General features: G+C 63.0%; 17 protein-coding genes and 1 pseudogene. 1 reads left to right on the top strand and 17 read right to left on the bottom strand.

The window, feature by feature from the left end; translation table 11 throughout:
• Window positions 1-43: 43 nt before the first annotated feature.
• The 8 genes from hisA to ACFO24_RS11420 all read right to left on the bottom strand — a co-directional run bounded on the left by hisA (window position 44) and on the right by ACFO24_RS11420 (window position 6,858).
• The gene (hisA, locus tag ACFO24_RS11455) at window positions 44-781 is read right to left on the bottom strand and encodes a 1-(5-phosphoribosyl)-5-[(5-phosphoribosylamino)methylideneamino]imidazole-4-carboxamide isomerase (protein WP_377738466.1); all 738 of its coding nucleotides are present in this window, start codon (window positions 779-781) and stop codon (window positions 44-46) included.
• A gap of 65 nt (window positions 782-846) precedes the next feature.
• A complete protein-coding gene (gene hisH, locus ACFO24_RS11450; protein ID WP_377738465.1) occupies window positions 847-1,515 on the bottom strand; it encodes an imidazole glycerol phosphate synthase subunit HisH in 669 nt (222 codons plus the stop codon).
• An 89-nt stretch (window positions 1,516-1,604) separates the two neighbouring features.
• Complete coding sequence (hisB, locus tag ACFO24_RS11445; RefSeq protein WP_377738464.1) at window positions 1,605-2,231, bottom strand: imidazoleglycerol-phosphate dehydratase HisB; 627 nt, start codon at window positions 2,229-2,231, stop codon at window positions 1,605-1,607.
• A complete protein-coding gene (gene hisC, locus ACFO24_RS11440) occupies window positions 2,228-3,349 on the bottom strand; it encodes a histidinol-phosphate transaminase (protein ID WP_377738463.1) in 1,122 nt (373 codons plus the stop codon). The genes hisB and hisC overlap by 4 nt, the downstream gene beginning before the upstream one ends.
• Complete coding sequence (locus tag ACFO24_RS11435; RefSeq protein ID WP_207576256.1) at window positions 3,346-3,792, bottom strand: PIN domain-containing protein; 447 nt, start codon at window positions 3,790-3,792, stop codon at window positions 3,346-3,348. The genes hisC and ACFO24_RS11435 overlap by 4 nt, the downstream gene beginning before the upstream one ends.
• A complete protein-coding gene (locus ACFO24_RS11430; protein WP_377738462.1) occupies window positions 3,789-4,064 on the bottom strand; it encodes a hypothetical protein in 276 nt (91 codons plus the stop codon). The genes ACFO24_RS11435 and ACFO24_RS11430 overlap by 4 nt, the downstream gene beginning before the upstream one ends.
• A 47-nt stretch (window positions 4,065-4,111) precedes the next feature.
• Window positions 4,112-4,813, bottom strand: coding sequence for a riboflavin synthase subunit alpha (locus tag ACFO24_RS11425; protein WP_377738460.1), 702 nt, complete (start codon window positions 4,811-4,813; stop codon window positions 4,112-4,114).
• A gap of 110 nt (window positions 4,814-4,923) precedes the next feature.
• A complete protein-coding gene (locus tag ACFO24_RS11420; protein WP_377738459.1) occupies window positions 4,924-6,858 on the bottom strand; it encodes an FTR1 family protein in 1,935 nt (644 codons plus the stop codon).
• Between the two features lie 289 nt (window positions 6,859-7,147).
• On the opposite strand from ACFO24_RS11420, the gene ACFO24_RS11415 reads away from it, so the two are divergent.
• The gene (locus ACFO24_RS11415) at window positions 7,148-7,381 is read left to right on the top strand and encodes a hypothetical protein (protein ID WP_377738458.1); all 234 of its coding nucleotides are present in this window, start codon (window positions 7,148-7,150) and stop codon (window positions 7,379-7,381) included.
• A gap of 9 nt (window positions 7,382-7,390) precedes the next feature.
• Here ACFO24_RS11415 and ACFO24_RS11410 read toward each other — a convergent pair whose 3' ends face one another.
• The 9 genes and pseudogenes from ACFO24_RS11410 to ACFO24_RS11370 form a co-directional block, all read right to left on the bottom strand.
• Entirely contained in the window at window positions 7,391-8,086 is a 696-nt protein-coding gene (locus ACFO24_RS11410) for a hypothetical protein (RefSeq protein WP_377738457.1), read from the bottom strand.
• Window positions 8,086-9,090, bottom strand: a complete 1,005-nt coding sequence (locus tag ACFO24_RS11405; protein ID WP_377738456.1) for a hypothetical protein — start codon at window positions 9,088-9,090, stop codon at window positions 8,086-8,088. The genes ACFO24_RS11410 and ACFO24_RS11405 overlap by 1 nt, the downstream gene beginning before the upstream one ends.
• A complete protein-coding gene (locus tag ACFO24_RS11400) occupies window positions 9,053-9,250 on the bottom strand; it encodes a Com family DNA-binding transcriptional regulator (RefSeq protein WP_377738455.1) in 198 nt (65 codons plus the stop codon). The genes ACFO24_RS11405 and ACFO24_RS11400 overlap by 38 nt, the downstream gene beginning before the upstream one ends.
• 138 nt (window positions 9,251-9,388) lie before the next feature.
• Window positions 9,389-9,628 (bottom strand): hypothetical protein, encoded by a 240-nt coding sequence (locus ACFO24_RS11395; RefSeq protein WP_377738454.1) that lies wholly within the window; start codon window positions 9,626-9,628, stop codon window positions 9,389-9,391.
• The gene (locus ACFO24_RS11390) at window positions 9,625-10,020 is read right to left on the bottom strand and encodes a hypothetical protein (protein ID WP_377738453.1); all 396 of its coding nucleotides are present in this window, start codon (window positions 10,018-10,020) and stop codon (window positions 9,625-9,627) included. Before ACFO24_RS11390 ends, ACFO24_RS11395 begins: the two co-directional genes overlap by 4 nt.
• A gap of 3 nt (window positions 10,021-10,023) precedes the next feature.
• The gene (locus ACFO24_RS11385; protein WP_377738452.1) at window positions 10,024-10,944 is read right to left on the bottom strand and encodes a hypothetical protein; all 921 of its coding nucleotides are present in this window, start codon (window positions 10,942-10,944) and stop codon (window positions 10,024-10,026) included.
• A gap of 4 nt (window positions 10,945-10,948) precedes the next feature.
• A complete protein-coding gene (locus ACFO24_RS11380) occupies window positions 10,949-11,650 on the bottom strand; it encodes a hypothetical protein (RefSeq protein WP_377738451.1) in 702 nt (233 codons plus the stop codon).
• Window positions 11,637-12,584, bottom strand: coding sequence for a hypothetical protein (locus tag ACFO24_RS11375; protein ID WP_377738450.1), 948 nt, complete (start codon window positions 12,582-12,584; stop codon window positions 11,637-11,639). Before ACFO24_RS11375 ends, ACFO24_RS11380 begins: the two co-directional genes overlap by 14 nt.
• Window positions 12,581-13,438, bottom strand: a pseudogene (locus ACFO24_RS11370) (hypothetical protein); the annotation flags it as partial. The pseudogene ACFO24_RS11370 and the gene ACFO24_RS11375, both read right to left, overlap by 4 nt.

Genomic DNA, 13,438 nt, shown 5'->3' with positions numbered 1-13,438 from the left:
GGCCAGGCATGGCTGGCCGCTGTGGCGCAGAGGGTTCTTCGGCTTATTCGGTCAGCGCATCGGCGCGCTCTTGCGCGGCGGCAAAGTCCAGGTCGCCGCTGTAGATGGCGCGGCCGCAGATCACGCCTTCGATGCCCTCGTCCTGCACGGCGCACAGGGCCTCGATGTCGGCCATGCCGGCCAGGCCGCCCGAGGCGATGATGGGAATGCGCACCGCCTGCGAGAGTTTGACGGTGGCCTCGATGTTGATGCCGCTGAGCATGCCGTCGCGGCCAATGTCGGTGTAGATGATGGATTCCACGCCCCAATCTTCAAAGCGCTTGGCGGTGGGGATGACATCCTGGCCGGTGAGCTTGCTCCAGCCGTCGATGGCCACTTTGCTGTCTTTGGCATCCAGGCCAACGATGATGTGGCCGCCAAAAGCGCTGCAGGCATCTTGCAAAAAACCGGGGTTTTTCACGGCGGCGGTGCCGATGATGATGTAGTCCATGCCCAGATCGACGTAGCGCTCAATCGTGTCCAGATCGCGAATGCCGCCGCCCAGTTGCACCGGAATTTCGCCATCCACCTCTTTCAAGATGGCCTTAATGGCCGCCAAATTCTTGGGCTGGCCGGCAAAGGCACCATTCAAATCGACCAAATGCAAGCGCCGTGCCCCGGCATCGAGCCAGCGGCGGGCCATTTCGGCCGGGTCACCAAAAATGGTGGATTGGTCCATATCGCCTTGTTTCAGGCGTACACATTGGCCGTCTTTCAGGTCGATGGCAGGAATGAGCAACATGGGTGTTTAAAGTGCAAAAAGTGGCGAAAAAGTGCCAGGTTGAGAAAGGGAATGAGAGCGTGCGCTTAAGGCTGCCAGTGCAGAAAGTTGCGGTACAGCTGCAGGCCCTGGGCCGCGCTTTTTTCCGGGTGAAATTGCGTGGCAAAGATGTTAGCGCGGGCCACGGCGCTGGTAAACGTTAAGCCGTACTCTGTTGTTGCCGCGCCATCCTCGGCCCGCGTGGGCTGGGCGTAGTAGCTGTGGACAAAGTAGAAAAAGCTGCCATCGGCCACGCCATCCCACAGCCGGTGGCGCAGGCCGCCATGCGCGGTCTGCCAGACTTGGTTCCAGCCCATTTGCGGCACTTTGAAGCGGCTGCCGTCGGCTTGGCGCTGGCCGGCCAGATCAAAGCGGCGCACCTGGCCGGGGATCAGCCCCAGCGCGGGGGTGTCGCCCTCTTCGCTGTGCTGCAGCAGCATTTGCATGCCTACGCACACGCCAAACAGCGGTTTGCTGGCCGCGGCCTGGCGCACGGCCTCTTCCAGGCCGCTGTGGCGCAGCGCGGCCATGCAGTCGCGCATGGCCCCTTGGCCGGGCAGCACCACGCGGCTGGCCGCATGCACCACGGCCGGGTCGTGCGTGACCTGTACCTGCACGCTGCTGTCGGCTGCGGCCGCCTGCACGGCTTGCCAGACGGAGCGCAGATTGCCCATGCCGTAATCGACAATGGCGACGGTGTTTTTCATGGTTTGCATAGCTGGTTGCGCTTATAAATCAATAGTTTCGAGTTGCTTTGTCGCTAAATCAGTTGATTTATCAGCGCTAACAGCTCTTGTTTTATGGCTTACAAAGCGCCTTTGGTCGAGGGGATGACCCCGGCCATGCGCTCATCGTGCTCTAGCGCAAAGCGCACGGCACGGGCAAAGGCTTTGAAAATCGTCTCGCACTGGTGGTGGGCGTTTTTGCCTTTGAGGTTGTCAATGTGCAGCGTCACGCCCGCGTGGTTCACAAAGCCCTGGAAAAATTCGTACACCAGCTGGGTGTCGAGCTGGCCAATGCTGCCGGCGGTAAATTGCACGTCCATCTCCAGCCCCGGGCGGCCGGAAAAATCAATCACCACCCGGCTCAAGGCTTCGTCCAGCGGCACGTAGGCGTGGCCGTAGCGGCGGATGCCTTTTTTGTCGCCAATGGCCTGGGCAAAGGCTTGGCCCAGGGTGATGCCGATGTCTTCGACGGTGTGGTGGCCGTCAATGTGCAGGTCACCAGCGCATTCCACCTCCAAATCAATCAGGCCGTGGCGGGCGATCTGGTCAAGCATGTGATCGAGAAAGCCAATGCCCGAATTGAGCCGTGCCTGGCCGGTGCCGTCCAGATTCACGCGCACGTGTACGCGGGTTTCGGCGGTGTTGCGCTGCACTTCGGCGGTGCGGGCGGTAGAGGGCTGGGTGGTGACTAAGGCATTGCTGGTCATAAGGACTCCTGTAAAACGGCCAACATCTGGGTATTTTCTTCGGCGCTGCCCACGGTCAGGCGCAGGCAGTTGGCCAAGAGCGGGTGCAGGGCGCTGACGTTTTTCACCAACACGCCCCGCGCCTTCATCGCCGCTTGGGTGCGGGCGGCATCGGGTACGCGCAGCAGCACCATATTCGCTTCAGAGGGCCAGACTTTTTCCACCTGCTCCATGGCCTGCAAGGCGGCCACCAGGGCGGTGCGCTGGGCACACAGCTCCTGCGCCTGGGCGGCAAACACATCTGCATGCTCTAGCGCGAACAGGGCTGCTTCGCTGTTCAACACGCTCACGTTGTAGGGCGGGCGCACTTTGTCAATCTCGGCCACCAGCGCCTGCGGCCCCAGCAGGTAGCCCAGGCGCACACCGGCCAGGCCAAATTTAGAGAGCGTGCGCATCAACAACACATGGCCGTTGCGCTGTGGCTCGGCACGCAGGTTGTCCAGCCAGGTGCGGCTGGCAAAGGGCTGGTAGGCCTCATCGACCACCACGATGCCGCCGACCTGGGCCGCTGCGTCGATCACGGCCTGCATATCGGCCTGCGGCCACAGCGTGGCCGTGGGGTTGTTCGGGTAGGCCAAATAAGTGATGGCGGGGCGGTGCTGGGCAATCGCGGCGCACATGGCGGGCACGTCCAGGGCGAAATCGGCCGTTAAATCAACGCCAATAAATTCCAAGCCCTGCAGCTGCGCACTCATGGCGTACATGACAAAGCCCGGCAGCGGTGCCAGCACCTTGGCCCCCGGCTGGGCACAGGCCAGGCTGACCAGGCTGATCAGCTCGTCCGAACCATTGCCCAGCATCAGCTGGCACCCGGCGGGCACATCCACATACTGCGCCAGCGCCTGCTGCAGCAGCCCAATGCGCTCGCCGGGGTAGCGGTTGATCTCCAAGGCCCCCAGCCGCTGGCCCAGCGCCGCTTGCAACGCTGGCGGCAGGGTGAAGGGGTTTTCCATGGCATCCATCTTGAGCAGCCCAGCGGCAGGCTGCACGTGGTAGGCCGCCATGGCCCGCACATCGGGGCGGATGCGCTGCAAAGCGGTAACAGGGGCGGTGAGGGTGAGGGCGGGGGCGGTGGTCATAGGCTTCCTTCTGCAAATTCTTGGGGCGTGCAGCGCAAGGGGTGCAGCACCTGCACTCCGCCGTACACGGCACCATGGGGCAGGTCCACACTCAGCATGGCCGGGCAGCCGCTGTGCTGGGCGCAGGCCAGGGCCAGGCAGTCGCCAAAGGGCAGCGCGTGCCGCGCCTCGATGGCCCAGGCCGTCTCCAGCGTGGCGGCATCGGTTTTCCAGGGGGCCCAGGTTTGGTAGCGGCGCATGGCGGCGCGGGCATCGCCACGCGGCATGGGCTGGGGGGCGGCCACGACCTGGTCGTAGAACTCGACCAGCGCCTGGTTGCCGGTGCGCCCGCTGCGGTGCTGCCACAGGGCATCCAGCCAGGCCAGGCAGGCGGCGTACAAGGCCTGCGCCCCGGTGTCTTCGGCCGCGATCAGCACCGAGGTATCGACAAATACCGGGGTCATGCCGCCCCTCCGGATTTGGGGGCATTTAAGGCGTTTTCACGCACTGGGCTTACGCTACGCGCTACCAATTGTGCAGCTTGCGGGGGAGCGCTGCGCCAGGTGCGCTCATCGGTGCGCCAAGCCAGGTAAGCGCGTTCATAGGCATCTTCGCGCTGCTGCATCTCGGCCATAAAGTCGCCCACCATGCGCGAGACGCTGGTGCCCCGGCGGGCCGCCTCAATGCGGGCCCAGTCCAGCACGCTGTCTTCCACGGTAATGGTGAGGTTTTTCATGCGGCGCAGTTTACACGAATTTCGTGTTGCACGAATTTCGTGTTTGGCTACGGTGCCCGTGGAGCATCGATGAAATCATCCAGCTTCAGCCCCTTTTCGGCCAGCAGCGCTTCCAGCACGGGACGCAGCCGCCCCAGGCTGGCGGCCACGGTGTCGCGCACGGTATCGACCATGACCTGGGTGCTGCGCTCGATTTCGATGTTCACGGCATCGCCCACGCGCTTGTCTTCAAACACGGTGGCGCGGCGGGTTTCGGGGATGAGCCAAACGTCAAACCAGCCGGCCTGGCGGTCGGCCTCGGCCACGGTGAGACTGGCACCGTTGATGGCGATATAGCCTTTGGCAAACACATACGGGGCCAACGCGGGGGGCAAGGAAAAACGAATTTTGTAGTTGGTTTCGGTTGGCGCAATGTCCAGCAGCTGCGCCGTGCCATCGACGTGGCCCGAGAGGATGTGCCCGCCCACCTCCGCGCCTTCTTTGGCCGCGCGTTCCACGTTCACCCGCTGGCCGACGCGGTAGCCGCCCAGGGTGGTGATCGCCAGGCTGTGCTGCATCACATCAAAACGCGCCTGGGTGGGGGAGAGGATGTCGGTCACCGTCAGGCACACGCCATCGGTGGCCACGCTGGCACCAATGGCCAGGTCTTGGCAAAACCCTTCGGGAAAGGCCAGGGTGAAGGTGCGCAGGCCGGGGCGCTCTTGGATGGCCGCAATGGTGGCAACCACCTGAACAATGCCGGTAAACATGCTGGAACAATCTCTTTCTTTAGTAGTGTGTTGCGCTTATAAAGAAAGGGTTTCAGGCAGTTTTATACCTGAAACCCTTTTCTATTCAGCGGTAAGCGCTAGATAAAAATTTACGCCTTGGCAGGAGTGGGGCGACGGGCGCTGAGCATGTTAAAGCCAAACCCGGCCACCACGATGACCAGCATCACCGCCTGGGCGGCCAAGGTTTCGGCCGTCGGGTAGGTGCCCAGCCACTCCAGGCGCGGGCCAGCGACCGGCGTGGCCGTGAGCCAACCGGCCTCTTGCAAGGCCGCCGCACCTTTGCCGATCAGCACCACGGCCAGCGCCCCCACCAAAATGGACGTAGCACTAAAGAATTTGCCAATCGGCATCCGGGCGCTGGTTTTCAGCAGCACCCAGGCCAGCACGACCAGCACCACAGCAGCGGCCAAGCCGCCCCCGGCCAAGGCGTTGTAATGCCCGTCGGCGGCCAGCGCGGTATAGAACAGCACGGTTTCAAACACCTCGCGGTACACGGCCACAAACGACAGGGTAAACAAGCCCCACAGCGAGCCCTTGCCCAGGGCGTGTTGGAGCTTGCTGTCCAGATACTCCTGCCAGCGCCCGGCGCTGCTCTTGCTGTGCATCCACAAACCAACACTGAGCAAAATCACCGCCGCAAAAATCGAGCCCAGGCCTTCGGTCAATTCGCGGCTGGCACCGCTGATCTCGACCATATACGTGGCCGCCACCCAGGTCAGCCCGCCGGCCACCAAGGCGCTGATCCAGCCCGCATGCACATATCCCAGGGCATCGCGGCGGTTGGCGCGGCGCAGCAGGGCCACCGTGCCAATCACGATCAGCAGGGCTTCCAGGCCTTCGCGCAGCAAGATGGTGAACGCCCCCAGGAACGTGGCCTTGGTGTCATTGGCACCGTCTTGCAGCAGGGCATCGACCTGTTGCAAAGCCGCTTCCAGCTGCTGGGCGGCGGCCTGTGCCCCGGCCACATCCTGGCGGCTGATGGCTGCGCGGTACTGCAGCATGGCCGCCTCGACAGCCAGCATCAGCGATTTGTCACGGGCCGCGACGGCGGGCTCCAGCGGCTCAAACCCATCGAGGTAGGCCGACAAACCCAGGCGCATGGCCGCCGCCGTGTCACCGCTGTGCAAAGCGGCCAGGCTCTCTTGCATGCGCAGGCGCGACAAGGCCGTACCGGTGGGCTTGCCCGCGTTGATCACCTCGGGGTGCGCCCGCAAATAGGCCAGCGCCGCGCGGCCATCGGCCTGGGGCAGGGCTTTTTCGATACTGGTAGGCGTGGCGGTGGTCAGCGCCCCCATCTCACTGAAGTGGTTGCGCAAGGCGGTATCGGCCTGCCACTGCTGCTGGCCTTGCTGTTTTAACGCCGCGTCATACGACAAGGTGCTGATAAAAAAGGCCAGCGCCCAGCGGTCTTCTTCCGGCAGGTGGCTGTAGTCGGTCATGGAGGTGCCTTCCACCCCTTGCGAAATCACTTGGTACAACGCTGCCAAGCTGCGGGCATCGGCCCGTTCGCTATCGGTAAAGGCAATGGGCGGTGGCTCCAGCCCCGCTGCCGCTGGGCCATTGCCATCGCCGTTGGCCCCGTGGCAACTGGCGCACTGCTGGGCGTACAGCTGGGCCCCTTGCGTCAAATTGGGCACAAAGGCGGGTGCCATCGGGAAGGGGTAGGCCTGCACCAAGCTGGCCGCCGCCCCATGGGCCAGCTCGGCCACCTGGTCGGCAGCGGCTTTGTCATGCACCGCTTGCTGCAATTGGGCAATCTGCTGGGCCAGGGCCGCGCGCTGCGGATGCTCGGGCAGCGCCGCAATCTGCTTTTGGGCGGTGGCGGTGAAATCCAGCATTTCGGCGTATTCGCCCTCGCTGGCAATCACGCCGTTTTCCACGGCACCGCCGTAATCCACGGCCACATATTCCAGCAATTGCCACAGCTGGCGCGATTGCCCCGACACCTCTTGCGCCTGGGCGGAAGCAACACCGGCCACAGCACACCAAAGACACGCGAAAAGCCACCAAAGTTTGCGATGCATAAACCTCAACCAATATACAAATGAGAATCGTTATTGCATTCTACGCGATCTACCGCATTTTTTTCATCGTGCGGCAGCGTCTTTGGCGGTGATTGAATGGCGCGGCGCAACCTTTGGCGCTAATCGGCGCGGTCTTTGGCGCTTTTTGGCATCCGCTTTGGCACTACCTTTTAATGAAACAAGCCGCCCAAGGGCGGCTTGTTCGTTTCTGGCAAGTCAGCAATCTCCCCGACTCGCTCCTTTAAAGGCTCCTGCATAGAGTCCGACCACTTTTTAAAGGAGCCGAACCATGCAGCAACAACTACCTTCCAAGGCATCCATTGTCCGCGATCATATGGATGCAGGCCGTTGGGCCGAGGCGATTCGGCTGGCGGCATCTTTTCCGCGTCTGGACAAGCATCGCAACATCATCCTGGATGCTCGCACGGCCTATACCAATCCGCGCTGGCTGGTGCAGCTCGGCATTGACCCGGAAGCCGCCAAGCAGGCAGGCCACGCTGCCTTGCGTGAACGCTTTGCCTGAATGTCGGCATCATGCCCCCACATTCCAGAACACCGCGCCGGGGGCTGCTTCGGCGCGGATGTATTCCCAGGCTTTGGCATCGTAGCCGGGAGCGCTGGGAAAAGGCGGCAGCACTTTCGCGTGCCGCTCAAATGGCAGTGGGTGAATGATGCGCCGCGCCCTGCCGGTGTCGCAGCCTTGCTTGCCGACCACGACGGCTACAAACCGGGCCTGCGGCCATGCCTGTTGCAGTGCTCGCGTCAGCACGCCGGAACCGGCCACGCTCCAGACCTCGGCAGGATCCAAGCCGGTGGAGCGGGCTGCAGCGGCAATCGCCTGCATGCACAGCGCATCCTCCGCGCCAAAAGATACCAGCCGTGCCCTTTGCTCGGTGGCATAGGCCCGCGCACGGGCCTGCACTACCGATAAATAGCCGCAGGACACCGGCACCACTTTGGCCCCGGCCTGCGCGGCGGCCAGCGTCAGCGGATGCTGCTGCTTGCGGGCGGCGGTGAATACGGTGGCCCGGTGCCCCAGCATCCGGGCGCAGTGCGCCAGGGCCAGCTGGGCATAGCCCTGGGCCGGACTTGCATACACAAACTCCGTCCCGGCCCCGGCATGCTGCATCAGCGCCACAATGGCCCGCATCTTTGTGCCGCCGGGCAGCAGGTCATCGCGCACGACCTGTACCCCGGCATGCGTTTGCACAATGGGCCTGGGCAGCATCAGCGCACCTCGCCCAGCGCCTGGGTGGCTCGCTTTGGGTCGCCTTTGACAAAGACAAGGACGTGCTGGTGTGTCTTGCCCAGTTTGCGCGAAACCTCAAAGGCCCGCCCCGCCCGGATGGGCAGCGAACCGGCAGGGGTCACCAGGATGGCCTCGTTGTAAAGCCGTGCCCCGGCATCGCGGAAGGCGGCAATGGTGTCGGCCACGAAACCCCGGCACAGCCCCTTGGCATCGCGGAAGTCGCCCACTACGAAGCAGGCAAAGCGGTCTGGCCGCAGTAGGGCCACGCTTTCTTTGATGATCTGGCGGTAGGTGTGCAAGAACTGGGGGTAGCGCATTGTGGACAAGTCCGCCGCATCATCGCTGTAGCGTTCCAAGCTGCCATAGGGCGGGCAGGAAAACAGCAAATCCGCCTGCACGCCGGGCAGCGCCTGGCGCACATGCAGCGCATCGCCCTGTACCCAGCGGGGCGCGGGCATACCCGGTTGGCCCAGCAAGGCCCATTGGGCCTGGTTGGCCTCGATCTGCTCCTGGCGCAAGTCCACCCCGGCGTAATGCCTGCCCGTGGCCGCAGCCACGATACCGCGCACGGAGCCTCCGGCAAATGGGTCGAGCACCTGCTGTCCTGGTGCAGAAAACCAGCGATAAACCAGCTCACACAGCACCGGATCAAACACGCTGGTGCCCTGCTGCCTGATCTGATCAGGACGCGCTTGGGCAAACTCGTCCCAGGTCAGCTTACGGCCTAATTGCGCTTCCAGCGCGTTCTTGGCTGCATAGACCGCTGGCGGTTGGGCCGATGCGGCAAACAGCAACTGGTCGCTGCGGCCCAGCTCGGACTGGATGCCGCTGGCCAGCCATGCCGCCTTGCGCTCACGCCACCAGCCCTGACGGGCATCCAGCAGAGAAAACGGCGGCAGCAGAAAGCGCCCGGCCAGGGAAGGCCGGGCATCCGCAGCGGCGGCCTCAAAGGTTGGAAAAGGTTTCGTTTTTAAAGAAGCCATGATTGTCCTTATCAAGAGTGGGACGCTCATGGGCGTGCTGCATTGGGGTCGATGCCCGAAAGTTGTTGAAGCCTCCACAGCGGGGGCATTTGATGGAGAGGCGGATGTATTCCCCCTCGCCCAATTTGCGGTTGCACGATCCGCAACGAATCTCTGACATTTAAAGCCTTTAAAAGTTAGGTAGACTGCCCGCGCTCTCGCGAGGGTGGCGGGTCTTTGTCTGACTTGCAGGCGCGGTCTGCGGGTTGGAGGTTTGGGTCAGGTGTTCGTAGCACCTGCCCAGGTCGCCCGTCTTTTTTTATTTAAAACTGCGCGGCAGTTGGGTGCGGCGCTGCTCGGATTCGTAGGCCGCGCGGCAGTGATCGGCTTCCCAGAAAAAAAGCAGATTGATCGCTGTGGCTGTCCAGCCCCAGTAACGGTGGCCTTTGAGCCGCATCCTGTGGGCGCGGCTGGAGAGGGTCTCATCCGGGACTCCGCGCAGCACTGCGTTGGCCAGCTGATCCAGGCTAATGGCGATATTGAGCGCATACCGCTTCATACGCAAACCCCCACCGCATAGCTAAAAAGTGCGTCCAGATCATCTTCAGACAGCTCCAGTAGCTGGGCCATGAGCTGCATCGTCGCGCTGCGGCGCTCCCATTGCGTTGCTCGCTGATAGCCGATTTTTGCTGTGTAACGGGCCACCGGATCAGTGATGGTCTCCAGCGCAGTAAAGATGTCCTGCTCAGTGATCTGCTTGAGCGTGTAAAGAGCGATCAGCCCCTGGGTGGGCGTGCATGAAGCAGGCGCTTGTGATACCGGCTCTTGCGGCTCGGGCTGATGCTCTGCCAGGCGCCAGTGGCCAGGATAGTGCTGCTCGGCAAAATTCTCAGTTGCGAGGATGGTGTTGATGACGGTGCCTGCGCCATCGAGGATGTTGATATTTTTCACAGATCAGCCCCCAATGTTTGTAAAAAATTGAATGAATGCGTAGCCATGCCCGCCACGCCCCCCGCTGGAGTTCGTCGCAGCCGCGCCACCACCGGCACCCAGACCGCCTATGCCACCAGCTTTATTTGGCGCGGTACTCGCACCGCCGCCGCCGCCGTAGCCGCCATTGTTTATTACGGACGATGAAGATGCGAAGGCTCCACCTCCGCCGGGGCCTGCATAACCGGCACTCCCGTCACTCGTATCGCCACCACGACCTCCATAAAAGCTGATGCCCCAGCCCATACCATCAAGCGATAGATATTCTGGAATGCCGCCATCCATACCAAATAGCGACTTACCACTTGGCAGGGCTCCACCCCCGTAGCTGCTTCCGACCCCGATCGAGTACATCGTCCCGCCGCCAGCACCGCCGATTGACGCTGTGGCGTTGTTGCCTTGGGCAAAGATGTCCACCCCCGCGCCGCCGGTTGGGATATTGCCCACCCAGCCCGGGCGCACAGATGCCGCACCGTAATCCCAATTGCCGCTAGGACTGGGGCCATTGGGCAAGGGGCCGGTGGCACCAGATTTGCCATTAGGGCCACCTGCGGCGATGTACTGCTCTGTACCGATAGTGATGACGGTATTACCACCGCCCGCGCTCGCGTTATTGACCCACACGCCGCCCGCGCCGATCTCGACAGTTATCACAGTCCCCTTGGACACTGACAGGGCTTTGCACCCCCAGCTGCCGCTGTAGCCGCCGGTCTGATTATTTTGTCCAGAGGCCCCAGAAGAGCCGCCGCCACCGGCCCCCAGGGCCCGCATGATGATGATGCCGTCTTGCGGTACTGGCCACGCCCGGCTGTCAAAAAACGGCATCTGCATGGCTAAGTACTTACCACCGCCGCCGTACAAGTCGGTGAAATTTAAAATTGTCATGGCTTTAAACCCATCCTTGGCTATCAGTAAAAATAAACATCCTGTCAGCGCGGGCGCTGTCAAGCAGTAAGTCACCGACCTTGCCGCTGAAATTTTGGCCATTGGCCAGCAGCAGGGGGCCACTTTGGCCGCTAAGGTTGGTAATGCGCAGCTGCTCTTGTGCAAAAGCGCTGGCGGGCATGACGGCCACCACGTCTGCAGTGAGTAGCAGGTAGTGCATGCCTGTGGCAAGTTGGTGCGGGCCGGGGCCAGAAAGCTCTTGCACCGGCATGCTGTGCGGCGAGCCGCTCAAGCGCCACGCGCCGGGGTCAAGCGCGGGGTCGGTGGTGCTGGCCGTCACACCCTCGGGCACGCGGCGGTATGTGAGCAGCGACAGTGGCGACCAGACGACCGCGCCCTGGGCATAGTCGCCCGGCTGCCAGCGCTGGGCACCGGCGATGAGCGCCGCAGTTTGGGCACTTGTCTCGGCTGCGGCGGCTGCGGCTTGGGCGGCGTTTTTGTGGCCCTCTACGCTGCTGACCATGGTCTGCAGGTGGGTGCCAAAGCTGCCTAGCCAGTCCAGCAGGCCGCCCAGCCAGGCGGCGAAGGTGACCATCCAATTGAGGTAAGCATCTGCCTTAGTGTCAAACTCTGCTTGACCATCAGTGCGTCGGTTGGGCACCGGCGGGGCAGCGGGCGGTGCGCTGGGCGGGTTAGTCAAGCTCATGGTTTTCTAGTCCTTCAATGGTGAGGTTGCAATCGCAGTAGCCGTGCGCAAACAGCACTTGCTCAAAGCTGGTGACGTAGCCGTACACGGTCAGCACCTGGTAGCCCTGTGCCCCCAGCCACACTACGGGGCGGGAGCGCTGGGCCAGGATGGTGTCGCGCACGCGCTCATAGTCAGTGCCGCGCACCAGCAGCTGCAGCTTGATGCGTTCGCTAAAAGGTGCGCCGGGGGTGATTTGCCAGCCGCCCCACTCGTCGCGGCCTTTGACGCCAAAGTCGTCAAACCCCCAGCTGGGGCTGATGCGGGTGTCGCCCAGCCAGGTGCTGCGACCGGCGATGCATTCGCTGCACTGAGCGGTGCTGCCGGGGTTGTGGATGGCGATTTCGATGCGGGCCTGCACGTATGCGGGCAAGCCGCCCAGGTGCAGCTTGCGCTGGCGTTTGAGGGGGTTAAAAAAGTAGCCCCAGAAGCTGTTGCCGCTGGGCTGCAGCATGTGAATGATGTCGCTGTCGTACACCAGCTCGTTCGGCCCTGCGCCATCGGCGGCGGGCACCCACATCTGCACATGCACCCAGGCCGCTTGCAGGCCGGTTAGCCACAAGTCGGTGACGACGCGACCGGGGGTGAGGGTGACAATGATCGCGTCGGGGTTTTGCGTGGCCTGGCCCAGGCGGCCATCGAACATGCGCAGGCGGTTTTCTGCCTCTCTGCGCTGCCATTTGTCGGGCGATTGAGCGGGGTCGTGGCCGGTGTTGGTGTCGTCCAGGCTGCGCCAGATGTAGCCGCTGCTGTCGATAATCTCGTCATGCAGGGCGTAGGTGGTGCCTGCGGCCCAGGCGCTCAGGTCGCTTGCGGGCACGTTGGTGCTGATGCGATCCAGGCCCAGTGCCAGTGGCTCGATAAAGCCCATGCTGCTGCTCATGGTCTGGCTCATGGCACAGCCTCCTCGATGCGCTGCTTGGTGCCGATGGCGTCGGCTTTGCGGGCCAGGCGCTCCATGCTTTGCAGCAGCTCCACTTGCTGGCGGCCCAGGCTGTAGAGCAGCTCGTAGATTCGTTGCAATGCGGCGGCGCTGGCCTGGTCACCTTGGCTGGTCTGGCTGCCGCCCCAGGGGGTGGCCGCCTGGGGGTTAAATGGGTTGTAGGCGCGGGGCACGATGGCCTCGCCCTGGTGGATGCGGGCCAGCATGTCTTGCGGCACCAAGTTGATGCCCTGGGCAAAGCCGGGCACACCTGCGTTGTGCAGGGCGCGGTCGATGTCGCCCACGTCCCAGCCGTAGAGCTGTTTTAAATCGTACTGACTGCCACCGGCGGCAGTGATTGCGCTCCACAGCCCGGCCACGTCACCCGTGCCTTCGTATGATTTGGCGGCATCTTTAATAGCCCGCTGCTGCGCCAGTGCTTCGCTGTCGCCCAAGATTGCAAGTCCTGCGCGGGCGTTGTAGTCTTCCAAGCTGCCTCCGCTGCTGCTGCCTGGGCCTGCGACATGGCCCCCGCTGCTGCCAGGAGTGTCCGGCTGGGTTGCGTCCTCTGGCGGCGCATTGCGCAGGGCGATTTCGTCGGCAATGGTTTTGTGCAGCTTGGCAACAGCATCGGCCACGCTCAAAGTGGCTTGCCAGGTGCCACGGTGGATGTCCAGGGCTGTTTTCTCGGCCTCAAACAGCAATTCGAGCTGCTCAAGCTGCTCTTTTTCTTTGGTCAGCAACTGCTCTTCGATGCTTAGCCCGGATATTTCACGCATGTAGCCAACGGCGTGCGCAGCGGGGCATCGCGGCGCGGATTTGAGCGA

Origin of the sequence: Comamonas denitrificans (genome assembly GCF_042654745.1) — a bacterium.
GTDB lineage: Bacteria > Pseudomonadota > Gammaproteobacteria > Burkholderiales > Burkholderiaceae_C > Comamonas > Comamonas denitrificans.
This window is presented reverse-complemented; position numbering and strand designations above follow the sequence as displayed.

Coding starts and splice junctions, on each gene's coding strand:
- ACFO24_RS11415 (WP_377738458.1), top strand. CDS start 7,148: ATGCAGCAACAACTACCTTCCAAGGCATCCATTGTCCGCGATCATATG.
- ACFO24_RS11430 (WP_377738462.1), bottom strand. CDS start 4,064: ATGAAAAACCTCACCATTACCGTGGAAGACAGCGTGCTGGACTGGGCC.
- hisC (WP_377738463.1), bottom strand. CDS start 3,349: ATGACCACCGCCCCCGCCCTCACCCTCACCGCCCCTGTTACCGCTTTG.
- ACFO24_RS11385 (WP_377738452.1), bottom strand. CDS start 10,944: ATGACAATTTTAAATTTCACCGACTTGTACGGCGGCGGTGGTAAGTAC.
- hisB (WP_377738464.1), bottom strand. CDS start 2,231: ATGACCAGCAATGCCTTAGTCACCACCCAGCCCTCTACCGCCCGCACC.
- hisH (WP_377738465.1), bottom strand. CDS start 1,515: ATGCAAACCATGAAAAACACCGTCGCCATTGTCGATTACGGCATGGGC.
- ACFO24_RS11410 (WP_377738457.1), bottom strand. CDS start 8,086: ATGCTGCCCAGGCCCATTGTGCAAACGCATGCCGGGGTACAGGTCGTG.
- ACFO24_RS11405 (WP_377738456.1), bottom strand. CDS start 9,090: ATGGCTTCTTTAAAAACGAAACCTTTTCCAACCTTTGAGGCCGCCGCT.
- ACFO24_RS11420 (WP_377738459.1), bottom strand. CDS start 6,858: ATGCATCGCAAACTTTGGTGGCTTTTCGCGTGTCTTTGGTGTGCTGTG.
- ACFO24_RS11380 (WP_377738451.1), bottom strand. CDS start 11,650: ATGAGCTTGACTAACCCGCCCAGCGCACCGCCCGCTGCCCCGCCGGTG.
- ACFO24_RS11375 (WP_377738450.1), bottom strand. CDS start 12,584: ATGAGCCAGACCATGAGCAGCAGCATGGGCTTTATCGAGCCACTGGCA.
- ACFO24_RS11395 (WP_377738454.1), bottom strand. CDS start 9,628: ATGAAGCGGTATGCGCTCAATATCGCCATTAGCCTGGATCAGCTGGCC.
- hisA (WP_377738466.1), bottom strand. CDS start 781: ATGTTGCTCATTCCTGCCATCGACCTGAAAGACGGCCAATGTGTACGC.
- ACFO24_RS11400 (WP_377738455.1), bottom strand. CDS start 9,250: ATGTCAGAGATTCGTTGCGGATCGTGCAACCGCAAATTGGGCGAGGGG.
- ACFO24_RS11425 (WP_377738460.1), bottom strand. CDS start 4,813: ATGTTTACCGGCATTGTTCAGGTGGTTGCCACCATTGCGGCCATCCAA.
- ACFO24_RS11435 (WP_207576256.1), bottom strand. CDS start 3,792: ATGACCCCGGTATTTGTCGATACCTCGGTGCTGATCGCGGCCGAAGAC.